Source organism: Leisingera daeponensis (genome assembly GCF_019801465.1).
Taxonomy (GTDB): Bacteria; Pseudomonadota; Alphaproteobacteria; order Rhodobacterales; family Rhodobacteraceae; genus Leisingera; species Leisingera daeponensis_A.
In genome coordinates this window covers 161459-182854 of sequence record NZ_JAHVJA010000009.1, presented here as the reverse complement: position 1 = coordinate 182854, position 21396 = coordinate 161459, and the positions used below count along the sequence as shown (strand labels likewise).

Sequence of the window (21396 nt, the reverse complement as noted above, 5' to 3'; positions counted from 1 at the left end):
TCATTTTCCCTCCGAAACGGCATCCGCGACCTCATTGGCGTATCGCAAATCCGCAGCATTAATTGTTATGTCACTGTGTTTGGCCAGTGCCGCAAACTTGTTCCGCCTGACAGAAACCAACTTTTTATACGACCAGAGTGCAAACTTCCTCGGATCGACATTCCTGTCCTGGTTTCCAACCGCAGCCGAAAACTCACCCCAGTATTCAGAAAGCAGGTCAGGCGGATAGTAAATCGGTTTCGGATTCTCAACATATCTCGCTATCAGATTGTTGACGAGTTCGTCGTTCTCCCTCAGCGACACGACAAGGAACCTGTCTTTCAAAGCAGCAAATGTGGGGTCACCGGCAGTGAACAATTCGCAGAACGATCCGCTGGAATCAGCCAGAATTGGCTGATCGGCACCTAGCCGAAGAAGGTCCTCGACCGCCGTGCGTTCAGCCAGCCGATGCAAGTTTTGCCGTTTCACATATTCATTGAATTCGATCCCGCCTTTGTCCGGGTTGCCGGGCATCCCCAAATAGGACGTCAAAGGCGCAAGCGTGTCCTTGCACAATTCATTGTCCAGGCTGAGAATGCCCAGTTCTTGCAGCTTGGACAGCATTGCACCCTTGCTGACCTCGGCATTGAAGGCATCAAGAATCTGCTCGCGCAAATACCGCTCTTGGATTTGGGCGTCTATCGACACATAGTGCCACGCCCCGGATTGGTTCAAATAGCTCGAAAGGAGCGTTTTTCCGATTCCCGACATCCCGATCAAGAGGATGTCACGCGGTTCATTCAGAAGAGATTGAACCTCCGGGGGCAAGCACGTCAGTTTCATGGCGTTCCGAGTTTTCCGTCGATCACGCTTTGCACCGCTTCAACCGTCGGATCGACGGTTGCGAACTCCTCTTCACCGGCAAACAGGTCCATCAGCCGCGCAGGCGTATCCGGAAGTGTGCCGAGCGCTTCTTCGACAGCCGTCGGGAATTTTGCCGGATGGGCTGTTTCAGCGACAACAATGGGACCGTCAAGCGTTGCCTTCAGCTGATCTGCCGCGAAATATCCGGTTGCTGAATGCGGGCAAATGATCTTGCCGAACTGCTTGTGGAGCTGGCGCATGGTGTCCAAGGCGTCGCCTTTGCCGCATTTCATCGCTCCGAAGTTCTCGGTCAGTGCGGAACGCTCGGCTTGCGTGAGTTCGTAGTAAGACTGTTCGGCCAGCTGTTTTTGCATGTCGCGCGTTGCGTTCCCGTCGCGCCCTTTCAATAGCCACAGCATGCGTTCAAAGTTGCTTGAAACCTGAATGTCCATGCTAGGTGAGATTGTTGGAATGGTCTCGGCTTTCGACATCCGTCCAGTGTCGAACAGCCGGGGAAGGACGTCATTCTCGTTTGAGGTGACGATCAGCTTCCCGATTGGAGCTCCCATTTGCTTCGCGATATAGCCCGCAAAGATATTGCCAAAATTTCCGCTCGGCACAGCAAAGTTCACAGGCTGGCCGCAATCGTTGTGGATCTTCACCGAGGCGTAAATGTAATAGGACGTCTGAAGGAGGATCCGGGCCAGGTTGATCGAATTCACAGCCGTGTAGCTATATTTTTCAGCGGCTTCGCTTTGATACAGGCTCTTGACTATGCTTTGACAGTCATCGAAGTCTCCCCGAACGCTGATGGCCTGGACATTTTTTGCTCCCAGGCAGGTCATCTGCTTGCGCTGCACGTCAGATACGCGGCCCTCCGGAAACAGAATTACTGCATTGGCGCGCGAACGCCCCGCAAAGGCGTTAGCCGTAGCCGCGCCAGTATCTCCTGAGGTTGCGCAGAGTACTGTAGCCCGTTTGCCGGTGAGTGCGAGTTCCCGGTCGATCGCTTCCGCCAGAGGAGCGAGGGCGTAATCCTTGAAAGCCAGTGTGGGGCCATGAAATAGCTCCATGCTCCACAGTTGGTCATTCAGGTGGGTCAGGGGCGGGCCATCACTGCCTTCAAAACCGGCCAGTGCATGTCTTATGCCTGCGGTGAAATCGCCCTGCTGCCACTCGGCTCCGCCAAACAGCGCCAGAACATCCGATGCAATCTGGTCGTAGGGCTGCCCGCTCAGCGTAGTCAGTTCGCCGGGTGTGAGTTCGGGCCAGGTCTCGGGTACGTAAAGGCCGCCATCCTCGGCAGTGCCACGGCTTAGCAATTCCCGGAGGGATCGAGCGGGTGCGTTCCCGCGAGTGCTGGAGTAGAGCATAGCATTCCCCTGGATTTCCAATATTGTGGACTTAGCAAGGCTTCAGCAGCCAGTAAAGAAAAATCTAATATATTGGATATTGAGAATGAACACACACGCAGCCACTCCAGATATCGGAAAAATAATGAAGGAGGCCAGAAAGTCGCTTGGCCTGACTTTGGAGCGGCTCTCTGAGCGCACCGGGGTGTCCCGGTCAATGCTGTCTGCCATTGAGCGGGGCGCCACAAACCCGACCTTCTCCATCGTCTGGGCTCTTTCTCAAGCGCTTGGGATCGATCTCAGCTTGCTGGAAAGCGGGCCTGGTAAAGAGGAGCCAATTGAGCATCTTCATCACTATTCCACGCCAATGCGGCGCAGCGCGGATGGGAAATGTGAGTTGTATATGCTCAGTCCGCGGCGAACGGTTCTTCCTGTTGAATGGCACAGGCTGCTCATGAAGCCTGGAGCGGAGCTAGATTCAAGGCCTCATGCCCCTGGCACCTTTGAACACCTGACCTGCTTGTCTGGGTCACTGTCGGTAACGGTTGGCGATCGTACTGTCCGGGCTGAGGCTGGTGATACACTGCGGTACCGCAGTGACTGCAATCATCGCATTAGCAATGAGGCGGACGGGGAAACGGAGGCGATCCTTCTCGTGGCCCAGCCGACTCAGTATCAGGAGCCGACCGCGTCAGTTTGAGGGGAGGGCCGCAGAAGGGCTTGACCGAATCTTTGCATTATTCCTATATATCGGATTCAATGCGGTATATTGGAAAACATAAAAAGAACCTTCGTCTGGTGCCTCCGGGCTCTGGCGGGCCGGCAAGCCCGCCAGCCTCCGCAAGTTTGAGCGGCGGCCTGCGGCTTGGTTCTTCATCCAGCTTCCACCCGCAGAAACGGACTTGAGGGCTTGAACCCAAGCCTCTCGTTCTCAAGCTCAATTCCGGCCATGAAGGTGCTATTGGATGTCTACTGATCAACTGTCCCAAGGAGCGCGCGGACGCCGCGGGCGCCGCCGTGATGGCGGAGCCCCGGCCCCGGCAATCGTGCAGCGGCCCTTCACCCAACTCAAGCGTCCTTATCCCGCCGTTGAGCTCATTTCGGATGATCAGGTCGAACATATTCACCAAGCATCCTTGAAATTGCTTTCAGAAACCGGCTTGGACGTTTTGCACGATGATGCGCGCGGCCTGATGAAAAAAGCAGGGGCAGATGTCAGGGATGGCGATGTGCGCGTGCGCTTTGATCCGGATCTGATCAACGAAGCCGTTGCAACTGCCCCGGCGGAGTTCACGCTGCACGCGCGGAACCCCCAGCACAACGTTGTCATGGGTGGAAACAATATCGTTTTCAACATGATGGCAAGTGCGCCGAATTGTTCGGATACGGACCGGGGACGGCGTTCTGGCAATCAGGAAGACTATCGCAACTTTCTGCGGCTGGCCCAGATGCACAACGTTCTGAACGTGACCGGCGGGTATCCTGTCGAACCGGTCGATATTCACGCCTCTGTCCGCCATCTTGATTGCATCCAGGATTACATCACGCTGACCGACAAGGCGTATTGTATCTACTCGCTCGGTGAGGAGCGTGTTTCCGATGCGATTGAAATGACGCGGATTGCCCATGGCCTGTCACACGACCAGATGCGCGATCAGGCGTGCATGTTCTCGATCATCAACACGAACTCCCCTTTGCAGCTCGATATTCCGATGATGCAGGGTGTGATGGCTTTGTCTGAAATGGGCCAGCCTGTCGTGATCACACCCTTCACGCTGGCCGGGGCAATGGCGCCGGTTACGATTGCCGGGGCCGTGACATTGCAGAATGCCGAGGCATTGGCGGGGGTGGCCTTTACCCAGATGGTGCGCCCCGGAGCCCCGGTGATGTATGGCGGTTTCACGTCCAATGTGGACATGAAGACCGGCTCACCCGCATTTGGCACGCCGGAATACATGAAGGCACAGCATATCGGCGGACAACTGGCGCGGCGCTATGGCATTCCTTATCGCTCATCGAATGTATGCGCGGCCAATACGGTCGACTCGCAGGCTGCATACGAGGCGGTTTTCTCACTTTGGGGCGCCATCAATGGCGGCGCAAATATGCTCATGCATGGGGCAGGCTGGCTCGAAGGGGGCCTGTGCTGCTCGTATGAGAAAGTGATCCTTGATATCGACCTGCTGCAGATGATTGCAGAATTCCTGCAACCGGTTCCGACCAGTGTTGACGATCTGGCGCTGGAAGCCATCAACGAGGTCGGGCCAGCGGGCCACTTTTTCGGTACTGAGCACACCCAGGCGCGTTATCGCGATGCCTTCTATTCACCAATCCTGAGTGACTGGCGAAACTTTGAAACGTGGCAGGAGGCCGGATCGCCGATTGCGATCGAGCGTGCCAACGCAGAGTGGAAGAAGCGGCTCGCCTCATACGAGGCTCCGGCTCTGGATCCGGCGATCAGGGGCGAGCTTGACGCCTTTGTCACCAAGCGCAAGGCCGAGGGTGGCGCAGCGACGGACTTCTAACGCTTACGGGATCGGTTCGCGGGTCGCAAAGGACGTGATCGCGCTGCCGACCCGCAATTCATTAACAATCAGAAACCCCGCTTTCATTCAGAGATGGCCTGGAATCCAAACGGGGTGCGCGCACCCTATTCCCTGGCGCTATGAGAGCTGAATCCCTGAGGATGAACGAAACATGCCTACTATTCAGACCGAAGAGACCACAGGCGGCAAGAAACTTCCGTCCCACGCCAAAGTCGTTGTTGTTGGCGGCGGCGTTGTTGGCTGCTCGATCCTTTTCCACCTGGCCAAGTTCGGGTGGAAAGATGCGGTGCTGCTTGAGCGTGACGAGCTGACATCCGGTTCCTCCTGGCACGCGGCCGGGGGTATCCATACCATCAGCTCTGACCCTAACATCTCGCGCCTGCAGTCATATACGATCAACCTTTATAAAGAAATCGAGGAACTGTCTGGCCAATCCGTCGGTTTGCATCAGACCGGTGGTTTCTACGCTGCTTCCACCAAGGAATGGTATGACTACCTGAAGGGCGAGCGTTCGAAGGCGCGTTACATGGGCCTGGATCAGGAATTCATCTCGCCCAAGGAACTGGCCGAGCGTCACCCGCTGATCGATCCGGACCACTATCACGCGGTTCTGTGGGATGCGCAGGACGGCCATCTGGACCCGTCCGGCACGACATATGCTTTTGCCAAGGCGGCCAAGGCGCATGGCGCACAGTATTTCACCCACTGCGGCGCAACCGGTATGACGCAGCGCCCGGACGGCAGCTGGGACATCGTCACCCCCAAGGGCACGATCAACGCAGAGCATGTCGTGAACTGCGGCGGTCTGTGGGCGCGTGAGGTGGGTCATATGGCGGGCATTCAATTGCCGGTTCAGCCGATGGAGCACCATTACCTGATCACTGAGCGCATGGATGAAGTTGTGAACTTCGGTCAGCAACTGCCGCACGGGATCGACTTCGAGGCCAACGTCTATTGCCGCCAGGAAGGGCAGGGCATGCTGCTGGGCACCTACGAGGCCCAGGCGACCCCGTGGAAAGTCGGCGGGACGCCCTGGGACTTCGGCCATGAACTGCTCCCGCCGGATCTGGACCGGGTGGCAGACCGCCTGGAAACCGCATTCGAACGTCTCCCGGCGATGGCCAATGCCGGCATCAAGGATGTGATCAACGGCCCGTTCACGTTTGGTCCAGACGGCAACCCGCTGATCGGTCCTGTTCCGGGCATGAAGAACTACTGGGTGGCTGTTGGTGTCATGGCGGGCTTTTGCCAGGGCGGCGGCGTGGGCCTGACCTTGGCGGAGTGGATGATCGACGGCGAACCCTCCATCGATGTCTGGGCGATGGACGTAGCACGGTTCGGCGAGTTCGCGACACCTGACTGGGGCACCATCAAGTCGTCGGAGAACTACGAACGCCGCTTCGTGATGACCTTCCCGAACGAAACCCTGCCCAAGGGCCGCAAGCAAAAGACAACCGCGCTCTATGACCGCATGATCGGCAAGGGGGCGGTGATGGACCAGGGGTTCGGCTTGGAACATGTGCTGTGGTTTGCCGACGGTCCCGAGGATGCGCATGAGGTTCCATCCTTCGAGCGCAACCGGTCGCACGACTATGTCGCGCGGGAAATCAAGGCCGTGCGCGAAGCTGTCGGCGGCATCGAGATTGCCAACTTTGCCAAGCATGAGTTCAAGGGCGAGGGCGTTCGCGAATACCTGAACCATATCCTGGCCGGTTTTGTCCCCAAACCCGGACGCCTGGCGCTGACACCGATGCTAACACCCAAGGGCAAGCTTTACGGAGACCTGACCGTGGCTTGTCTGGCCGAGGATCACTTTATGCTGTTCGGTTCTGGCGCGATGCAGGAGGCGCACCGCCGCTGGTTCGAAAAAGACCTGCCCGCAGGCATTTCCTATACCAATGTTTCGGACGACTGGCACGGCATCGCCCTGTCAGGCCCGAAATCGCGGGAACTGCTTGCCCGGATCACGCGCGACGATGTTTCAGCCGAAGCCTTCAAGTTCCGCGACCTGCGCCAGACATTTGTCGGCGGCGTGCCGGTGATTATCAACCGGATCAGTTTCTCCGGTGAACTGGGCTATGAGATCTACTGCAAGCCGCAATATCTGATGCGCCTGGCAGACGCCATCGAAGAGGCCGGCGCGGATCTGGTCTATCGCTGGTACGGCGCACGCGCACTGCTATCGATGCGGCTCGAAAAGGGCTGGGGTGTCTGGACGATGGAATACCGTCCCGACTTTGACGCGGTCGAATCCGGGATGGATGTCTTCATCAACTGGAAAAAGGACTTTGTCGGCAAAGAGGCAACGCTGAAGGCCCGCGATGAAGGTGTCTCCCAGAAGCTGGTGACAATGACCATCGACGTTGAGGGGATCGACGTGGCCCATGACGAGGCGATCCTGAAAGACGGCGAACCGGTCGGCTATGTCAGTTCGGGCGGCTATGCGCATCATGTCGGCAAGTCGATGGCGATGGGCTATGTTGCCGCCGAATTCGCGGATCCCGGAACCAAGCTTCAGGTGGAAATCCTCGGCAACTTCTATGATGCGCTGGTCTTGGCGGGCCCGGCCTATGACGCCAACGGCGCAAACATGCGTTCCTAACTCGGGACTAGGACTATGGGGCGGCCAGAGAAGAAAATAGGCATGGAACGATGCGATCCGGTTACAATGAACCGCTTTGTGTTCTTGCTGATGCCGGGGTTCTCAGCTTTGGACTTGGGATCCGGTATCGATTCTTTGGCCGCCGCAAACGAAACATCGGGAAAGACGCTTTTTCAGTGGAAAATTGTCAGCGAAACGGGCGGCAGCGTTACCTCCTCATCGGGGCTGACTGCCGCGGTTGACAGCGCTTTGCCGGAGGTGCGCCGCGAGGATTGCATCGTCATTTGCTGCGCTTTCAATTCCCAAAACTACCCCAAGTCCGGCAGAACCGCGGCCTGGCTGCGGCAGGCCGCAAGAATTGGGGCGCGGCTTTGCGGGCTGGGGGGCGGAGCGCTGTTTCTTGCCCGGATCGGCATTGCAAAAGGCGGGCGGATCAGCTCGCACTGGAGGATGAAACCCATTTTTCAAGAGAGCTTTCTTGAACTGGATCCTGTCTGCACGATTTTTGAGGAGGCAGCCAACGTTGTCTCCTGCGGCGGCGGCGCTGCAACGCTAGACCTTTTTTCCGAGCTGATTTGTCAGAAGGCTGGCCCGGAGGCCTCCACTCAAGTTGCTGATCAGCTCCTCAGTGCATCTGTGCGGGAAGGGAGCAGCCGCCAGGTTGTGGCCAGTCTCCGGCGTGTCGAATACAGGAATGAAAAACTATCAAAGGCAATAGGCTATATGCAGGAGTGCTTGGAGGACCCTGTTTCGCCATCAATCATCGCTGAGCAGGTTGGGATTTCGACGCGGCAACTCGAAAGGCTGTTCAGCCAGCATTTGGGAAACAGTCCCAAAAGCTACATGACGGTTCTCAGGCTCGAGAGAGCGCGCGCGCTTTTGCAGCAAACCCAGATGCGTGTGATCGATGTCGCGACTGCCTGCGGTTTTTCATCGGTCAGCCACTTCTCGAAGCACTACAAGAGGCAATTTGGCATCACCCCCCGTTTCGAAAAGGCCGTGCTCGCACACTAACTTCAGACTGCGGCAATGAGGCCAAATCAGACAAAGCCGGTCACAACGCAGCTGTATTTTGCTCACCGTGACGACACATGGGAGGTGCCTTACGGCATTGAGCCTGACAAGGGCGGCGGTTCAAAACAAATGCAGCAACCCGGCGGTCAGGCTGCTTGATTGAAGCGCGCCAACAGGCTTGAGGAGGCTAGGGGTCGGCCTAACTGGACCTCAGGTGTTCTAGTAGTTAAGTCCCTGGCACAAAGGGGACTGGAAAAGCGCGCCGCATCACCGGAGCCGTTCGGCTGAAAATTCGAAGGTTTTCAAAATGACTGCAGTCAATGCCGATCTTCAATCGCACTACTGGGAGATCTCCGACTGGTTGAACCGCAGCGCGTTTAAGGATTGGACCATTCCCAAGCTGCAAGAGGAACTGGTTAAGTTGCTGATCTCTTTAGGGATCGATCTGCAACGGATGCATTTAGGTATTCCAATGCTGCACCCGTTGCATACGGTCGGCACGTATAACTGGCACCGTGATCGTGGAGTTGAGGTCCAAAATTTTCAACGCGGTTTCACTAACACACAAGCGTGGCTCAAGAGCCCGATTCGGCCATTTTTTGAAAAGGGTGAAATCGAAGGGCGCATCAGAATTGAACCCGGATCGCGATCCGACGAGTTTCCGTTTCTCATATCAGCCGGTGAAGCGGGCGCCACCGATTACTTTCTGCAACTCACAAATTTCGCGGACCGCTCGACACCTCCGGAAGGTAAAGACGGCATTATCTTGAGCTGGATTTCCTCAGCGCCGGAAGGTTTCTCCGAAGATGCGCTGGAGCTGCTTCGCAAACTCCGGCTGCCTCTTTGCGCACAGTTGCGCAGCCTTACCCATCGAAGCCGGGCGAATGTGGTATTGGAAGCGTATCTAGGTCCTTACTCCAGCCGGAGGGTTTACGATGGGCAGGTCCAGCGAGGCGACGGTGAGATGATCGACGCCGTAATTGTGTTCTGCGATCTGCGAGGATCAGCCAAGCTTGCAGAGCACTATGACGTCCAGAGTTACCTCGCGCTGCTAAATGACTATTACGAAGTTACCGCAGGGGCCTTTTTGGAGGCCGGTGGCGAGGTCTTGAAGTAAATTGGCGATGCGTCATTGTCCATTTTTCCGATCAATCGCTATTCAGATAGTTCGGGGGCGTGCGAGGTTGCTCTTAATGCTGCAAAAAAGGGCTTCTCGATTTACAGGCACTTAATCAGCAGTACGCTGAGCAGGGCGAGCCGCCAATCAGGTTCGGCATCTGTTTGCACGTAGGGCAGGTGATGTACGGAAACATTGGTACAAAGGAGCGCATTGATTTTACAGTGATCGGCCCGCGCCGCAAACGAGGCAGCACGGATTGAAGAAAAATGCAATGAACTGAAGGAACCAGTTTTAGTGTCTGATACCTTTGCATCTTATTTGGGCGGGGAATGGCGGTCGCAAGGTTTTCATCAATTGCGGAATATAGGCAGGCCGATAGAAATCCTCTCGCCTGGAGATTAGCTTTAAGGTTATGCCTAATGGGTCCTGACAGGCATCAAGCGGCCGGCATTTGACGCGTCGCTTCGTCTGCGCAAAGAGAGACGTTTCGGCCGGCTTTGTTGAAGAAGATCAAGCTGGAACAAGCTGCGCGCGCAGGAAGGCGACGTTGAAAGCAAGACCAGGTAGAAGCCATTGGAACAACCGTACGACGGCGAGAACTTCATTCGGGTCCGCATCCTGTGCCGCGGCGGCTTTCAGAGCGTCCGGCGTAAGGCCGGTGGCGTTTGGCAGTCCAAGTGCCAGTTCCACCGCCCGTTCGTGAATGTCCTGGACCGCGGGTTCGTATCCGCCGGACTGGATCACGTGTTTGAGATCTCCCCAAGCCGCCGCGAAATAGCTCGGCCAGCGGGCAAAGGCGCGGTAATCGGTATTTACGAACGGCAACCCAAGCGTCTCGCGCAAGTCGGCGTAAAGCGCCGCAGTGTCCGGGCTGGCGTGATGGGCCTCCATCAGGACCGGGTGTTCGCCAACTGCCGTCAGCGCGGGCCGGGGTGCGGCCTCGCCTTGCGCGGTCCAAACTTGGCCTTCCAGCAGCGTCCGGGCCAGCGACGCCATTAGCAGATAGGGCATGTTGCCGGCAGAGAAGACCTCGTTGCAGGCGATGATCTGCTCCAGTTCCACCGCGTCATAGCCCGCGTCCTCGAGCCGTGCCTTGATGGGCGGCGGGGAGAATGAGCCGACCTGCATTTCCGCGAAGTTGCGCAGGTCCTGACAGGCCGTGGCGCAGGCCTCTGTCGCGGCCACCGGCTCCAGCGCTTGCCAGAACGTTTTGTAGAAGCTTGGATAACGGGCAAAGGCCATCGCCACGACCCCCATCCAAGGCACGCCTAGCCCGCTTTTGGTGCGCTCGTAGATTTCCGCCAGTTCGCCGGTTGCGGCGCGTTCGGGCACGGGGCGGATGGGTGGCAGCGGGGAGGGTTTCAGCCGCGCAAGCATGTTATGCCTCTGCCGTCATGTGCTGCGGCAGTCCTTCACTCCATTTGCGCAACTCGTCCAGGAACCCCAGCGCAGTGCTGCCCAGATCCGTAATCTCGTATTGCACCGACACCGGTGCGGTGTCCAGAACCTGACGGGTCACAAGACCCTGTCCTTCGAGCTGGCGCAGGCGTTCGGTGATCATCTTCTTGCTGGCACCGCCGACCATGCGGGCGAGATCGTTGAACCGGACAGGTTCGTCTTTCAAGTGCCACAGGATGGAGCCGGTCCACTTGCCGCCGATGATCCGCATGCCGCGCTCGATTGCGCAGGGTTCAAAACAGGCGTCGTAGGCATTGCGGCGACCTTGGTCGTCTTCTTCCACGCGTGCTCGCATCATTGCCTCCATGGGTTTCCGGAGTGGATTCGGGCCGGCAGGAAAAGTGATCAGGTCACTTTTCGTTGCTTGGGAAATAAATTTCACAATTGTCCAAATTTGTCAACGCGGGCGGGGCGCGGAAGTTTTCCGGTCTTATTTCATGGCCTTAGTCGGGTCATCTGCGAAACCGCCCCATCCTTCCGTGCTGATTTTGGTGCAGGTTACCAAAAGTATACTAGTTGCGGAATGTTTCGTCGTGTCCAGATTGCGGGCTGTGCGGCGGCTGATCCCGCCACGCCGCAGGAAATCGCAAGGAAGACACCATGAGCAATATTCTGATCCTCAACGGCCACCAGCCCTATCCCTTCGCCAAGGGTGAACTGAACGCAGCGCTGATTGACCGTGCCACCGCGTACCTGAAAGCCGCCGGACACGACGTGCGTGTGACCAAGATCGCCGAAGGCTATGATGTCGAGCAGGAAATCGCCAGCCACCAATGGGCCGACACCGTCATCATGCAGTTCCCGGTAAACTGGATGGGTGTACCGTGGTCGTTCAAGAAATACATGGATGAGGTCTATACCGCAGGTATGGATGGCCGCCTGACCAATGGTGATGGCCGCGTCGCCGAAGCCCCGAAAGAAAACTACGGTATGGGTGGCTCGCTGACCGGCACCACCTACATGCTGTCCGTCACGCTGAACGCGCCGGTTGAGGCATTCGACAACCCGACTGAGCCGTTCTTCGAAGGCGCGTCGCTCGACGATCTGCTGCGCCCGATGCACCTGAACGCCAAGTTCTTCGGCATGTCGCCTCTGCCCACCTTTGGCGCCTTTGACGTGATGAAGAACGCCGATGTGGACTCGGATTTCGCCCGTTTTGACGCGCATCTGGCCCGTGTCTTCGGTGCCAACTCTGTGTCGGAAGTGGCCTGATTCACGGCTGTGGACTCATTCCAAAAAGGAGGTTCGTGAGGTGAGCAACTCTCCCCTGATCACCGTCGGCCAGCGCGCGCCGCTGGCCGATGAAGCGTCGCCAGATATGTATGAAGAGCTGGTGAACACCGGCATTACGCGTCTGGTCCGCATGAAGATGCCGCCGGGTGCGACGGATGAGCCGCACCGCCACCCCGAGGAGATCGTCTACTTCATCAAGGGCGGCACGCTGTCCATCAAGCTCGAAGACGGCTCGGTCGTCGAGAAAGAGGTGGCTGATGGCGACTTCATGCACAACGGACCCTGGACGCATCAGGTCAGCAATGTCGGAACCACCACGGTTGAGGCCGTGCTGTTCGAGCGTCTGGACAATGACTTGGAACCGCACGACTGAGGCGAGGAACGGCAGATGAGCAAGACTATTCTGATCACTGGTGCCGGCTCCGGGCTTGGCAAGGGTGCGGCCTTCGAACTGGCGAAGCAGGGTCATCGCGTGATTGCGACGACCCACGGCGCAAAAGGGGCGGAAACGCTCAAGGCAGAAGCGGCTGAACTGGGCCTGGCGCTGGAAACCGTCATGCTGGACATTACCAGTGCGGAGGATCGTCAGGCCGCCTTCGACCGCTTTGGCGCCGAGGTGGATGTCGTGGTGGCAAACGCCGCCATCGGCGATACCGGCCCGATTGCCGAGATTGACGTCGACCGCATTCGGACTGTGTTTGAAACGAACGTGTTCTCGACCGTCGAATTCGTTCAGCCCTATGCGCAGGCCTTTGCCCGCCGCGGGCGTGGCAAGGTGGTGTTCGTTTCGTCGATCGCCGGGTTCCTGACCTTCCCGTATTTGGCCCCCTATACCGCGTCCAAACACGCGCTGGAGGCCATCGCCGAACTGATGCGGGAAGAGCTTGAACCGATGGGTGTCCAGGTTGCGACCCTCAACCCGGGCGCGTACCGGACCGGGTTCAACGACCGGATGTATGACAAGATGGACGAGTGGTACGATCCGGAGAAGAGCATAACGTCACCGGAAGCGATCCGCAAGGTCCGCGACCTGTTTGCAGGCGACGGCTTGCAGATGGATCCGCAGCCAATGATCGACAAGATGGCCGAGGTCATCGCGGCGGATCACCACAAATTCCGCACTGTTTTCCCGGAAGAGGCGATCAAGGACGTGCTGGATTACCAGCAGAAACACTGGACGCTGGAAATCTGAACCCTTCGGGCCTGCGCGGCAACGAGCGGGCCCGGACACTTGCCCTCAGGAGACAATCATGACCCAACCGGACATTCACCTTTACACCGCTGCTACTATGAACGGTTACAAGCCGGTTATTTTTCTGGAAGAAGCTGGTGTCCCATATGACCTGACTTTCATCGATTTCTCCAAGCAGGAGCAGAAAACCCCCGATTTCCTCAAGCTGAATCCGAATGGAAAGATCCCCACGATCTATGACCGGGCCGAAGATCGGGCCATTTTTGAGTCCGGCGCCATTCTTTGGCATCTGGCCAACAAATACGGCAAGTTCCTGTCAAACGATCCGGTTACCCGGTCGGAAACGCTGCAGTGGCTGTTCTTTCAGGTCGGTCACGTCGGCCCGATGATGGGGCAAGCGATGTATTTTCAGCGCATTGCTGCCCCGAACGGGCATGAGGAGCCGTTCTCGATCAAGCGCTACGTGGATGAATCCCGCCGCTTGATGGAAGTACTGAACACACAGCTGCAAGGCCGCGATTTCATTGCCGGGGAATACTCCATCGCCGACATGATGATCTACCCGTGGGCGCGGGCTTACCCGTGGGCGCGGGTCGAAGTTGACGACTTGCCGCACCTGAAGGCCTGGTTTGACCGCATCGACGCGCGCCCGGCGGTTCAGAAGGCGCTGACCATCCCCAAGGCACAGCCCCAGTTCTGGGACGAAAACGCGGATGCCGACGCCTTCCTGAAGGAAAACGCGGCGCGGTTTGCCGGCGATGTGAAAAACGCCTGATCCAGCCGCAGCCTGGTTGGCGGCCGGTCTCCGGGCCGCCGCGGTCCGGAGGCAAATCAGATGAGAAAGACGCAGTGAAATGAGCATTACACTTGTTGGCTACCCGGTCTCGCCCTTTGTGCGCAAGGTACGGGTAGTGCTGGAGCAGAAGGGGATTGGCTATACTCTGGACCCCGCCGTTCCCTATATCGAGCGGCAGAAGGTGCTGGCGGTCAACCCGGCCGGCACCGTGCCAGTGTTGCTGCCAGGTGATGGCCTGGCGCCAGTCACCGAAAGCGCTGATATCGCCGCCTGGGCGGAACAGTCGGTGCCGCTGCCTGTGCTGATCCCGCCGCAGCCGGAGCTGCGCCAGCGGGCGCTGCAGATCCAGCAGTTCGCCGACAGCCAGATGGCGCAGGTCTTTGGCGGCATGATGTTCGGCCAGCGCATCGTTGTGCCCTATTACTTCGGCAAGGCCGGCGGCAAGGAAGACATGGTCGAACATGCGATGACCGTGCTGGTGCCGCAATTGCTGGATGCACTGGCAGAGTTCTTGGCCGATGCGCACTATGCCGCGGGCACCTTCAGCGTGGCGGATATCGCTTTGTCGAGCTGGTTGCGCGGAGCGGAGCTGGCGGGGTTCGCACTGGACGATGCGCGCTGGCCGTCTATCCGGAGCTGGCTGGATCGCTGCTATGCGCAGCCCGGATACGCCCGCGTGATCGCGGATGAGGAGCAGCTGGAGGTCGTCCGCTGGGCACGCAGCCGTTATGAGGGAGCAGCATGAGGACTCTGGTTTACCTGGCGCATCCCCGGCCTGACCGTTCGGAGATAAACGCGCCGATGTTCGAGGCCGCGCGCGGGATCGAGGGCATAACTTGCGTCGATCTTTACGGCGAATATCCGTCTTTTGAAATGAACGTCGATCGTGAGCAGCAGCGGATCACAGAACATGATGCGATTGTCTTTCTACATCCTCTGTACTGGTATTCTGTGCCGGCATTGCTGAGGGAATGGCAGGACCTGGTGCTGGAGCACGGGTTTGCCTATGGCCATTCGGGCCATGCCTTGGACGGCAAGGTGACATTTAATGCGGTCACTTGCGGGGCTGCGGCCGAGGCTTACACGCCCGAAGGTGCAAATGGCGCGCATCTGCGTACCTTGCTGATGCCATTCGAGAAAACCGCTGACCTGTGCCGGATGCGCTACCTGGCGCCCTTTGCGCTGTTCGGCGCAGGGCGCGCGGTGGAAGAGGGGCGGGACAAGTCTCACCTCGCCGAATGGCGGTCACTGCTGAAGGCGCTGCGTGACGACACGCTGGATATTACGGCCGCCCGCGCGGCGTTGTCGCTGAATGGATTCACGGCGGCAGGGGCCGCCAAGCTGGAGGCCGTGTGATGGATCTTCTTGCTGCTGGTTTTGTCTATCTGGTTGCAGCGGTGATTGCGGTGCCGCTGGCCAAGCGTCTGGGGCTCGGTTCTGTGCTGGGGTACCTGATCGCGGGGCTGGTGATCGGCCCGGTGCTGGGCGTTGTCGGCGGCGAGACCGTCGACATCCAGCATTTTGCCGAATTCGGCGTGGTGATGATGCTGTTCCTGGTCGGTCTGGAACTGCAGCCCGCGATGCTGTGGCGGATGCGGGCGCAGCTGTTGGGGCTGGGCGGGATGCAGGTGCTGGGCACCGCCGTGCTGATTGCCGCGGCGGCGCTGGTCTTTGGTGTTGCCTGGCAGGCATCACTGGCGCTGGGGATGATCCTGGCGCTGTCCTCGACAGCGATCGTGCTACAGACGCTGGGGGAAAAGGGGCTGATGCCGACAGCGGGCGGCAAGGGTTCCTTCTCGGTGCTGCTGACCCAGGATATTGCGGTGATCCCGATGCTGGCGCTGATGCCGCTGCTGGCGGTGAACGCCGTCGCCGGCGGTCACGACGGTCACGGCGATTCCGGCCATGGCGCGCCTGCGGCGGACGCGCACGGGCATGGCCATGGCGCGCCAACGCTGTTCGACACGCTGCCGGATTGGGCGCAGGCGGTGGCGGTCCTGCTTATCATCGGGGGCATCATCGTGGCGGGGCGGACGGTGATCCGGCCGGTCTTCCGCTTTATCGCCGAGGCGCGGCTGCGCGAGATTTTCACCGCCGCGGCGCTGATGCTGGTGATCGGAATTGCGCTGCTGATGAACTATGTGGGCCTGTCGCCCGCGCTTGGCACCTTCCTGGCCGGCGTGGTGCTGTCGGACAGCGAATACCGGCATGAGCTGGAAAGCGATATCGAGCCCTTCAAGGGTCTGCTTCTGGGGCTGTTCTTCATCACTGTCGGCGCGGGCATCGATTTCCAGCTGCTGCTGTCCAACCCCGTTGGGCTGGTTGGCCTGGCGCTGGGGCTGATGGCGCTGAAAGCGGGGGTGCTGTACGTGCTGGGCACTGGTTTCGGCCTGCGCGGCGCCGACCGCTGGTTGTTCTCGCTGGGTCTGGCGCAGGCAGGGGAGTTCGCCTTTGTCCTGTTCGGTTTTGCTGCCGGGGCCGGCATCCTGGGTGCCGAGGTGATCAAGCCGATGACGCTGGTGGTGGCGCTGACCATGCTGCTGACACCGCTGCTGTTCATCCTCTATGAAAAGGTGCTGGCGCCGCGTGCGGTCCGGACAGAGGACCGCGCGGCGGATGAGATCGACGAGGCGGGCAGCATCGTGGTGGCGGGCATTGGCCGGGTCGGCCAGATCATCACCCGGATGCTGGTCACCAACGGCCACAAGGTTACGGTGCTGGACCACGATCCCGAAACTATCGAGAACCTGTCTCGGATCGGCTTCCGCGCTTACTACGGCGACGCCACCCGCCCGGACCTGCTGCACAGCGCAGGGCTGGAGGATGCCAAGCTGTTCGTCGCCGCGCTGGATGACCGGGAAAAGCAGACCGAACTGGTGCATCATGTCGCCAAGACCTATCCGGAGGTCACCATCCACGCCCGGGCCCATGACCGGCACCATGTCTATGAGCTGGAGCGGGCGGGCGCCCATCTGGCCCAGCGGGAAACCTTCGAGGGTGCGCTGGCAATGGGTCGCGATGCGATGACCGCCATCGGCTACCACCCGTTCCGGGCTGAGGCCGCCAGCCGCACCTTCCGCAGCCATGACCGCGAGGCGCTGGACGGGCTGCGGGAAAGCTGGAATGAAAGTGGGGTGTCGAAAAGCTATATCGATGCGATGCGGGCGCATTCGCAGACTCTGTTCGAGCTGATGAAGGCGGACCGCCATGACACTCACGACCGTTCGGAACGCGGCTGGACCCCGCCGCCCAAGGGCGATGCGAGCCTGTGAGACCGAGGTTATGAACGAGGGTAAACCGGATATCCTTCTGTACACGGCGCCGACGATGAACGGCTGGAAGCCGTTGATCTTCCTGCATGAGGCGGATGTGCCTTATGAGCTGTCAGCAGTGGATTTTTCCAAAAAGGAGCAGAAGGCGCCGGAATATCTGAAGCTCAACCCAAATGGCCGCATCCCAACCATCGTAGACCGCGGCAACAATGGTTTCGCGGTCTTCGAAAGCGGCGCGATCCTGTGGTACCTGGCCGAGAAATACGGGCGGTTCCTGAGCGAGGATCCCAATGAACGCTCACAGACCCATCAATGGCTGATGTTTCAGATGGGCGGCATCGGGCCGATGATGGGGCAGGCGATGTACTTCCAGCGCATTGCCCGGCCCAACGGCCATGATGACCCCTATGCAATCAAGCGCTATGTGGACGAGTCCCGCCGCCTGCTGGAGGTGCTTGACAGCCGCCTGCAGGGGCGCGAATGGCTGGTGGGGGAGGAGATGTCGATTGCTGATATCGCCACCTACCCCTGGGCACGGTCCTATTTCTGGGCCGGAGTTGATGTCTCCGGCCTGGACCATCTGAACGCCTGGCTCGCTCGCATTGACGCGCGGCCTGCCACCCAGGCGGCGTTGCAGTTGCCGAAACCGCGGCCTGCCGTCTTTGGCCAAGGCGACACCGAAGCTGCGGCGGCCGCCAATGCCGCCAATTACAAGGAGTGATCCCATGACCGCAGAAACCCAGCCGATCCGCGTCGACATCGTCTCGGACGTTGTATGCCCCTGGTGCGCCATCGGCTATTACCAGCTGGCCGAGGCTGTGCGCGAGACCGGCATCGGGGTGGATATCCGCTGGCACCCGTTCGAGCTGAACCCGCAGATGGCGCCGGAGGGTGAGAACCTGCGCGAGCATCTGGCCGCGAAATACGGTACCACCCCGGAGGGTTCGCGCCAGGCGCGGGCGCGACTGACAGAGATGGGCGCGGCGCTGGGGTTCACCTTCAACTATGCTGACGACATGCGTATGTATAACACCTTCCGCGCCCATCAGCTGATCGGCTGGGCGGAGGAGCAGGGCAAGGCGCATGACGTAAAGCTGGCGCTGTTTGCGGCCTTCTTTACCCGGCGCGAGGATGTTTCCAGCATTGATGTTCTGGCCTCGGTTGCCGCTGGCGCGGGGCTGGATGGCGATACGGCCCGCGCCATGCTGGAAAGCGGCGGTCGCGCCGAACAGGTGCGCGCCAAGGAGCAATTCTGGACCAGCCGCGGCGTCCAGGGCGTGCCCGCGATGATCTTTGAGCGCCAACATCTGGTGAGCGGTGCGCAGGGCGAAGAAAACTATGCCAGTATCCTGCAGCAGTTGAAGGCCGCGCAGGCGGCCTGAACAGCAGTTAAGGGTAGCCGGCGCCTGCTGGCTCGGCTTGGTGCGGAATTGCTGGTGAGGGAGAAACCGCATGAGACTTCAAGACATCAAGGCGCTGACATTTGATACCGGCGGCACCGTGCTGGACTGGCACAGTGGGTTCCGCGATGCATTCGCCGCGGCGGGACAGCGTCACGGAATCAGCCGTGACTGGGCGGCGCTGGCCAATGACCTGCGGCGGCGGTCGATGCAGGCGATGCTGAATCTCGGTGAGGGTAGCCCGCCGGCATACAACTTCGACGAAGCGCACCGGTTCTGTCTGGAAGCGCTGCTGAACACTGAAGGGCTGGAGACCTTTGACGCGCAGGATCGGCAAGCGATTGCTTGGGATGCACCACATGGGTTCGATGCCTGGCCCGACGTGCAGGAAGGGCTGGCGGCGCTTCGCATGAACCGCATCGTGGCGTCATTCTCGCTGCTGTCCTACCGGCTGATCATCGACAGCTCGCGCCGGAACGGGCTGGTCTGGGATGCGGTGCTGTCATGCGAGGGGCTGGGCCTCTACAAGCTGCTGCCAGAAGCCTACCGGCGGGCGGCAAGGCGGCTGCAGCTGGCGCCTGAGGAGTGCCTGATGGTGGCTTGCCACCCCTATGACCTGGACGCTGCGCGGCAGGTGGGGTTCCGCACCGCGCTGGTGCGGCGGCCTCGGGAATGGGGAGACCGGACGCCGGAGACGCCTGCACGGGGCGAAACCGGTGCCTATGATCTGGAAGTGGACAGTTTCAACGAACTGGCGACGGCGTTGCAGGGCTAGGCGCGTTCCATTGCGTGCGCCGGAAGCGGCCGGGGGTCATGCCGGCCTGACGTGAGAAAACCCGGTGAAAGGCCGGTAGGTCGGAATAGCCTACCTCTGCCGCGATCTCTGCCACGCTGCGTCCAGTTGTGGTCAGCAGGTCGCGGGCGCGTTCGATACGCAAGTTCTGCTGGTAGGCAGTCAGGCTGTGACCGGTGGTGCGGGTGAACCGCCGCTGCAGACTGCGCAGCGACAGGCCAACAGCGGCAGCAAGATTGGCGGCACTCAGCGGCTCAGCCAACTGAGCCTCGATCCGTTGCTGCGCGGCTAGAACAGGCCGGTCTCCGTGGTCCATCGGCGGCAGGAAGCGGCGGTAGCGGCGCTGGTCGCGGCGGCCAGGGTCGATGATGAAATGCCGGGCGGTGTCCAGCATTGCGGCGCGGCCCGCCAGCCGCTCAATCACCACCAGCGCCAGGTCGATCCAGGCCATCAGCCCGCCAGCGGTCACCAGATCCGTGTGCTCGATCACCAGCCGGGCGGTATCGAGCTGAAGCGCGGGGTATTCCAGCCGTATGCGCGTCTCTAGCCCCCAATGGGTGGTTACTGGACGGCCCCGGTCGATCCCTGCGGCGGCAATCCAGTGCAGCCCGGTGCAGGCAGAGCAGATGAGCGCACCCTGGGCGGATTGCTCCGCTAGCCAGCCGGTGACCCAGGGCGCATCCGAGGGATGCACCTCACGCGCGGAAGGCGGCAGGATCACGGCGCGGGTAAGGGCGGGTGCCAGGTCCGGCTGTGTGACCGTTAGCGGGGCCAGTCCGGCGTGGCTCAGAATGTCATTCAGCCCCAGCACCGCAGAGGGCATGGAGCCGGGATAGTTCAGGATCACTGCGGGCTGTTGAAGTGGCATGATTGGCGTAACTGGCAAATAGTTTGTCACGGGCGACAATACCTGCCACCTCAGCTTTGCGCCATATCCGGATCATCACACGCGAAAAGGAGAGCGCCCATGCCCAATGCCCCTCATACCCTGTCCGTCGGCCAGATCAGCCTTACGGTGTTCGACGACGGTCATTTTGATCTGCCGCTGGAGTATTTTTCCGGCCTGTCCGGCGATCTGACCCAACGGCTGAGCGCACCGCTGACCATCGGCGCCAACCTGTGGCTGATTGATACAGCCAGCCGCCGGGTCCTGGTCGATACTGGTTCCGGCCAAGCACTGCGGCAGATGTTTTCCGCGACAGGCCAGGCGCTGGAAGCCGTCTCGGGCGAAGCGATTACCGACATCGTGCTGACTCATATGCACGCCGACCACCTGGGCGGGTTGCTGGGCGGCGGTTTTTCCGGGGTCCGGGTGCATGTGTCGAAGCCGGAATGGGAGTTCTGGACGCAGGCCGGGCTGGCCGATGCAGTGCCGGAGGAACAGCGCCCGATGATCGAAATGGTGCAGGCAGTTGCCGCATCTTTCGCGGACCGCGTGGTGACCCATGAGGGGGCCGCCGACCTTGCCGAGGGGCTGACGCTGGTGCCGCTGCCGGGCCACACCCCAGGCCACACAGGGCTGCGCCTTAGGTCCGGCGGCGAGGAACTGCTGATTGTCGGTGACGCGGTGATCTCTGGACAGGTGCATTTTGCCGATCCTGACACAGGCTATGCGCTGGACAGCGACGCTGCTGCCGCCGCCGCCACCCGCCGCGCGCTGCTGGCTGATGCGGCGCAGTCGGGCACACCGATCGCCGCCACCCACCTGCCGTTCCCGGGTCTGGGCCGGGTCGAGGCGGAGGGCGATGCCTGGCGGTTCGTGCCGCTCTGAGCGG

Annotated in this window: 21 protein-coding genes; 16 read left to right on the top strand and 5 right to left on the bottom strand. The window is 60.0% G+C overall.

Annotated features, from left to right (window positions below):
- Positions 1 to 822 (bottom strand): hypothetical protein, encoded by an 822-nt coding sequence (locus tag KUV26_RS17925; RefSeq protein ID WP_222509394.1) that lies wholly within the window; start codon positions 820 to 822, stop codon positions 1 to 3.
- Positions 819 to 2216, bottom strand: a complete 1398-nt coding sequence (gene thrC, locus KUV26_RS17920; protein WP_222509393.1) for a threonine synthase — start codon at positions 2214 to 2216, stop codon at positions 819 to 821. The genes KUV26_RS17925 and thrC overlap by 4 nt, the downstream gene beginning before the upstream one ends.
- Positions 2217 to 2301: 85 nt before the next feature.
- On the opposite strand from thrC, the gene KUV26_RS17915 reads away from it, so the two are divergent.
- From KUV26_RS17915 to KUV26_RS17895, 5 genes are all read left to right on the top strand, one after another.
- The gene (locus tag KUV26_RS17915) at positions 2302 to 2895 is read left to right on the top strand and encodes a helix-turn-helix domain-containing protein (RefSeq protein ID WP_222509392.1); all 594 of its coding nucleotides are present in this window, start codon (positions 2302 to 2304) and stop codon (positions 2893 to 2895) included.
- 265 nt (positions 2896 to 3160) lie between these two features.
- Complete coding sequence (locus KUV26_RS17910) at positions 3161 to 4720, top strand: trimethylamine methyltransferase family protein (protein WP_222509391.1); 1560 nt, start codon at positions 3161 to 3163, stop codon at positions 4718 to 4720.
- Between the two features lie 172 nt (positions 4721 to 4892).
- Complete coding sequence (locus KUV26_RS17905) at positions 4893 to 7343, top strand: FAD-dependent oxidoreductase (RefSeq protein ID WP_222509390.1); 2451 nt, start codon at positions 4893 to 4895, stop codon at positions 7341 to 7343.
- Between the two features lie 66 nt (positions 7344 to 7409).
- On the top strand, positions 7410 to 8357 hold the full coding sequence (locus tag KUV26_RS17900) for a GlxA family transcriptional regulator (protein ID WP_222509389.1): 948 nt from the start codon (positions 7410 to 7412) through the stop codon (positions 8355 to 8357).
- A 307-nt stretch (positions 8358 to 8664) separates the two neighbouring features.
- Positions 8665 to 9474, top strand: a complete 810-nt coding sequence (locus KUV26_RS17895; protein ID WP_222509388.1) for a hypothetical protein — start codon at positions 8665 to 8667, stop codon at positions 9472 to 9474.
- Between the two features lie 513 nt (positions 9475 to 9987).
- On the opposite strand, the gene KUV26_RS17890 is transcribed toward KUV26_RS17895, so the two are convergent.
- The gene (locus tag KUV26_RS17890; RefSeq protein ID WP_222509387.1) at positions 9988 to 10854 is read right to left on the bottom strand and encodes a halocarboxylic acid dehydrogenase DehI family protein; all 867 of its coding nucleotides are present in this window, start codon (positions 10852 to 10854) and stop codon (positions 9988 to 9990) included.
- A 1-nt stretch (position 10855) separates the two neighbouring features.
- Positions 10856 to 11230, bottom strand: coding sequence for a winged helix-turn-helix transcriptional regulator (locus tag KUV26_RS17885; protein ID WP_222509386.1), 375 nt, complete (start codon positions 11228 to 11230; stop codon positions 10856 to 10858).
- A 305-nt stretch (positions 11231 to 11535) separates the two neighbouring features.
- Between KUV26_RS17885 and KUV26_RS17880 the strand changes: the two genes are divergently transcribed.
- The 10 genes from KUV26_RS17880 (at position 11536) to KUV26_RS17835 (ending at position 19603) form a co-directional block, all read left to right on the top strand.
- Positions 11536 to 12147: an NAD(P)H-dependent oxidoreductase gene (locus KUV26_RS17880; RefSeq protein ID WP_222509385.1), complete on the top strand. Its 612-nt coding sequence runs from the start codon at positions 11536 to 11538 to the stop codon at positions 12145 to 12147.
- A gap of 40 nt (positions 12148 to 12187) precedes the next feature.
- Positions 12188 to 12541, top strand: coding sequence for a cupin domain-containing protein (locus KUV26_RS17875; RefSeq protein ID WP_222509384.1), 354 nt, complete (start codon positions 12188 to 12190; stop codon positions 12539 to 12541).
- Positions 12542 to 12556: 15 nt separating this feature from the next.
- The gene (locus KUV26_RS17870) at positions 12557 to 13360 is read left to right on the top strand and encodes an SDR family oxidoreductase (RefSeq protein WP_222509383.1); all 804 of its coding nucleotides are present in this window, start codon (positions 12557 to 12559) and stop codon (positions 13358 to 13360) included.
- Positions 13361 to 13418: 58 nt separating this feature from the next.
- Positions 13419 to 14135, top strand: a complete 717-nt coding sequence (locus KUV26_RS17865; RefSeq protein ID WP_222509382.1) for a glutathione S-transferase family protein — start codon at positions 13419 to 13421, stop codon at positions 14133 to 14135.
- Between the two features lie 79 nt (positions 14136 to 14214).
- The gene (locus KUV26_RS17860) at positions 14215 to 14901 is read left to right on the top strand and encodes a glutathione S-transferase family protein (protein WP_222509381.1); all 687 of its coding nucleotides are present in this window, start codon (positions 14215 to 14217) and stop codon (positions 14899 to 14901) included.
- Positions 14898 to 15512, top strand: a complete 615-nt coding sequence (locus KUV26_RS17855) for an NAD(P)H-dependent oxidoreductase (RefSeq protein WP_222509380.1) — start codon at positions 14898 to 14900, stop codon at positions 15510 to 15512. The genes KUV26_RS17860 and KUV26_RS17855 overlap by 4 nt, the downstream gene beginning before the upstream one ends.
- Positions 15512 to 17428, top strand: coding sequence for a monovalent cation:proton antiporter-2 (CPA2) family protein (locus tag KUV26_RS17850; RefSeq protein ID WP_222509379.1), 1917 nt, complete (start codon positions 15512 to 15514; stop codon positions 17426 to 17428). Before KUV26_RS17855 ends, KUV26_RS17850 begins: the two co-directional genes overlap by 1 nt.
- 10 nt (positions 17429 to 17438) lie before the next feature.
- Positions 17439 to 18149 carry a glutathione S-transferase family protein gene (locus KUV26_RS17845; RefSeq protein WP_261399966.1) on the top strand — a complete coding sequence of 237 codons (711 nt, stop codon included), beginning with the start codon at positions 17439 to 17441 and terminating at the stop codon, positions 18147 to 18149.
- Between the two features lie 4 nt (positions 18150 to 18153).
- A complete protein-coding gene (locus KUV26_RS17840) occupies positions 18154 to 18810 on the top strand; it encodes a DsbA family protein (RefSeq protein WP_222509377.1) in 657 nt (218 codons plus the stop codon).
- A 70-nt stretch (positions 18811 to 18880) separates the two neighbouring features.
- Positions 18881 to 19603, top strand: coding sequence for an HAD family hydrolase (locus KUV26_RS17835; RefSeq protein ID WP_222509376.1), 723 nt, complete (start codon positions 18881 to 18883; stop codon positions 19601 to 19603).
- On the opposite strand, the gene KUV26_RS17830 is transcribed toward KUV26_RS17835, so the two are convergent.
- Positions 19572 to 20489: a GlxA family transcriptional regulator gene (locus tag KUV26_RS17830; protein WP_222509375.1), complete on the bottom strand. Its 918-nt coding sequence runs from the start codon at positions 20487 to 20489 to the stop codon at positions 19572 to 19574. The genes KUV26_RS17835 and KUV26_RS17830 overlap by 32 nt on opposite strands.
- Positions 20490 to 20588: 99 nt before the next feature.
- Between KUV26_RS17830 and KUV26_RS17825 the strand changes: the two genes are divergently transcribed.
- A complete protein-coding gene (locus KUV26_RS17825; protein WP_222509374.1) occupies positions 20589 to 21392 on the top strand; it encodes an MBL fold metallo-hydrolase in 804 nt (267 codons plus the stop codon).
- The last annotated feature ends 4 nt before the right edge of the window (positions 21393 to 21396 follow it).